Origin of the sequence: Paraburkholderia elongata (assembly GCF_013177735.1) — a bacterium.
Classification (GTDB): Bacteria; Pseudomonadota; Gammaproteobacteria; order Burkholderiales; family Burkholderiaceae; genus Paraburkholderia; species Paraburkholderia elongata.
Genome location: NZ_WOEZ01000268.1, coordinates 1 through 1,518, shown reverse-complemented (window position 1 = coordinate 1,518; position 1,518 = coordinate 1). Strand labels below are relative to the sequence as shown.

Here is a 1,518-nt window from a genome sequence, read left to right as displayed (position 1 = left end):
CGCAGGCTATGTTGCGGCCAAATTTATGTGGCGGCAGCCGATAGGCGCCGAGGAAACATGGGGCATGCCCTGGCTATTGACGTGACATAAATTTCGGCGCTTTGTGACCTTCCAACCGTCGTTCGGAGGTCTGTCATGTCCAAGAAGCCAGCCCTTGCAAAGGTCGAAGGGAGTCGCCATCGCGAAGCGCCGTTTTTTCAGGAACGGGAGCGATATTTACGCCACTGCGCCGAGTTCGGTGCAGCGCCTGGATCGCTGTGTATAAAAAGAAATGAGCTCATTTGGGTCGCTCGCCTGCTGCCTGCGACTGCATCGCAAGGCGTCGATGTCAGTTTGCTGCATGAGATCGCGCGCGAGCGCGCATCGATGCATACGGGCGTCACGATGGAATACCGGATGATCGCAGCCGCCCGACCGTGGTTACGGTTCCTCGGGTGGTGGCGTGAGCCAACCATCGTTCTCCCGTTTCAGGGCCATCTCGACAGATACGTCAAATGGATGCGCGATGAGCGAGGGTTCACTCCTTCCACGGTCGCTCAGTGGCAAAGCAGGACCACACAGTTTCTTCAGTGGTGCGTAGACACCGATCGCCGCTTGGAGGATCTGCAGCCTGATGATATCGACGCCTACTTCATTCAGAATGCGTCGCGGTGGGGGCGGATATCGATGAAGGGTGTAACGGGTGCCCTCCGGATATATTTGCGTTACGCGGCAACGCAAGGTTTATGCGACTCACGACTTGCCGCGGCACTACGCACGCCGCGAGTCTACACGCAGGAATCCCTACCATATGCGCCACGATGGGCCGACGTGCAACGGATCCTGGCAACCACCGCGACCGACAAGCCCGCTGACATCAGAAACCGCGCGATTCTGATGCTCCTATCGATCTATGGCATGCGCCGCGGGGAGGTAGTGGCTTTGCGCCTTGATCAGGTGAACTGGGCTGGACGCACACTGCATGTGTTTCGCCTGAAACGCCGGCAGCCGCAGGTCTATCCGTTGTTGCCAACGGTCGCCGAAGCATTGGCTAGCTATATCGACACCGTGCGTCCGCCGGCTTCTGCACCGCAGATATTTCTTGGACTGCACGCGCCACATCGTCCACTGACCCCGCAAGCGGTATTCGACCTGGTCAATGACAGGTTCAAAGCGCTGGGAATTGAGGCGAAGCATCGGGGCCCGCACGCATTGCGCCATGCCTGTGCTGCACGCCTGGTCGATCAGGGTTTAAGTTTCAAGGAGATTGGTGACCACCTCGGCCACCATAGTGCATCTGCCACGATGACTTATGCCAAGGTCGATATGCGCGCGCTACGCGAAGTCGGCGACTTCGATCTGGGAGATCTGTCATGGAACTGATCGACGTGGTGACAGCATACGTCGCAATGCAACGGTCGTTGGGCCTGCGATTTGAAGCTGCCGACCGACTCTTGCGGCAGTTTGCCCATCAGATGGGGAATGTCGGCATTGCCGACGTCCGGCCGGATGCCGTCGTGGAATTTCTACAAGGAACGG

The 1,518-nt window shown here is 58.4% G+C and carries 1 protein-coding gene; it reads left to right on the top strand.

From position 1 onward, the window contains the following. Window positions 1–333: 333 nt before the first annotated feature. Complete coding sequence (locus GNZ13_RS44690; protein ID WP_236002466.1) at window positions 334–1,362, top strand: tyrosine-type recombinase/integrase; 1,029 nt, start codon at window positions 334–336, stop codon at window positions 1,360–1,362. Window positions 1,363–1,518 lie beyond the last annotated feature (156 nt).